This window comes from Falsiroseomonas oryziterrae, from assembly GCF_021864505.1.
GTDB classification, from domain to species: Bacteria; Pseudomonadota; Alphaproteobacteria; order Acetobacterales; family Acetobacteraceae; genus Falsiroseomonas; species Falsiroseomonas oryziterrae.
Window position 1 is genome coordinate 1 of sequence record NZ_JAKJIB010000540.1, and the last position, 1,632, is coordinate 1,632.

Annotated in this window: 2 protein-coding genes; both read left to right on the top strand. The window is 77.8% G+C overall.

Features of this window, described 5'->3' with window-relative positions:
- Window positions 1-657, top strand: a 657-nt coding sequence (locus tag L2I40_RS22920) for an ImuA family protein (RefSeq protein WP_237217671.1), incomplete at its 5' end; no start/stop codon positions are given.
- A gap of 383 nt (window positions 658-1,040) precedes the next feature.
- The coding region (locus L2I40_RS22925) for a Y-family DNA polymerase (protein WP_237217672.1) at window positions 1,041-1,632 on the top strand (592 nt) is incomplete at its 3' end.

A 1,632-nucleotide genomic window follows, 5' to 3' on the forward strand; every position in this document is an offset into this window, starting at 1 on the left:
GCCCGCAGCAGCGCGGGAGCGGTGCATTTGTCCGAAACCATCGACGCGCAACTCCCCGCCGGCGGCCTCGCCCGCGCCGGGCTGCACGAGGTGCTGGCCGCCGAACCCGGCGCGGCCGCCGGCTTCTCGGCCGTGGTGCTCGGCCGCGCCGCGGCATCCCCGGGAACCTCCCCGGGCGGCGCCGTGCTCTGGATCGGGCCGGACCCGGATGCCTGGCCGCCCGGCCTGGCGCGCTTCGGCCTCTCCCCCGCCGCGCTCGTGATGGTCCGCGCGCCACGCCCCGCCGACGGGCTCTGGGCGATGGAGGAAGCGCTGCGCTGCCCCGCCGTCGCCGGCGCCCTGCTCAATTTGTCCGAACTCGACCTCACCGCCGCCCGCCGGTTGCAACTCGCCGCCGAGGCGGGGGGCGCGCTCGGCCTGCTGCTCCGCCCCGACAGCGAAGACCCCGGGCCGTCGGCCGCCCTCACTCGCTGGCGCGTCGGCGCCCTGCCAGGCGAGGGCAGCCCCCATAGCCTCGGCGACCCGCGCTGGCAGCTCGACCTGCTGCGCTGCCGCGGCGGCACGCCCCGGAGCTGGTCCGTCACCTGGCGCACCACCACCGACCGCCTCGACACCGACGGCGACACCCTGCCCGCACCGTCCCGCCGCCGCGCATGACCCGCCGCCGCGCTGCACAACCGCCCCGTCTGCCGCTGCCGGGGCTGGGGCCGGATGACGCCGTTGGAGTGCGGCTGTTGCGCGGGGGCGCTGCCCCCGCCCCCCCGCCGGGGGGCGGGGCGCCCCCTGGACCCCGCCATCTGTCAGTCTCCGTTGGGGAGGGGGCCTTGGGCCCCCTCCCCAACGGAGACACACAAAATGAGGTCCAGGAGGCCCCTGCCTCCTGGCGGGAGGGTGCAGGGAGGGCAGAGCCCTCCCTGCGAACAACCGGCGCATCCCAACGCCGTCACCTCGCCCTCGCCCTGCCCCGGCTGGCCGTGGAGCGGCTGCGGCGGGACGGGCCGGTCGTGGTCTGGCGGGCAGTCGGGCCACGGCGGGAGGTCGTGGCGGTCGCCGGCGTGGCTGGCGTGCGGGTGGGGCAGGCGCTGTCGGATGCCCAAGCTGTCGCGCCGGAGGCCGAGGCCGTGGAGGCCGATCCGGCTGCCGAAGCGGCGCTGATGGAGCGGCTGGCGCTCTGGGCGATGCGCTTCTCACCGCTGGCCGCGGTCTCTTCTCCCTCCCCCGTTTACGGGGGAGGGTCGGGGTGGGGGTTGGTGAATCAGGGCGCCCTTCCCGCTCTTCTCCTCGACATCGCCGGCGCCGCGCATCTCTTCGGCGGCGAGGCGGCGCTGCTGCGGCGTGCGGTGGAGGGGTTGGCGCGGCTCGGATTCACCGCGGATGGCGTGGTCGCCGGCGCGCCCGGCACGGCGCTGGCACTGGCCCGCGCAGGCGTGACGGGGCTGGTCGTGCCGGAGGGCGGCGAGGCCGAGGCGGTGGCGGAGCTCGGCCTCTCGGTCCTGCCGATCGCGCCGGAGGTGGTGACGGCGCTCTCCCGCATGGGGCTCCGGCGCATCGGCGAGGTGCGGCGCCAGCCGCCCGGGCCCCTCGCGCGGCGCTTCGGCGCGGCGCTGCTGCGCGCGCTGGACGAGGCGGCGG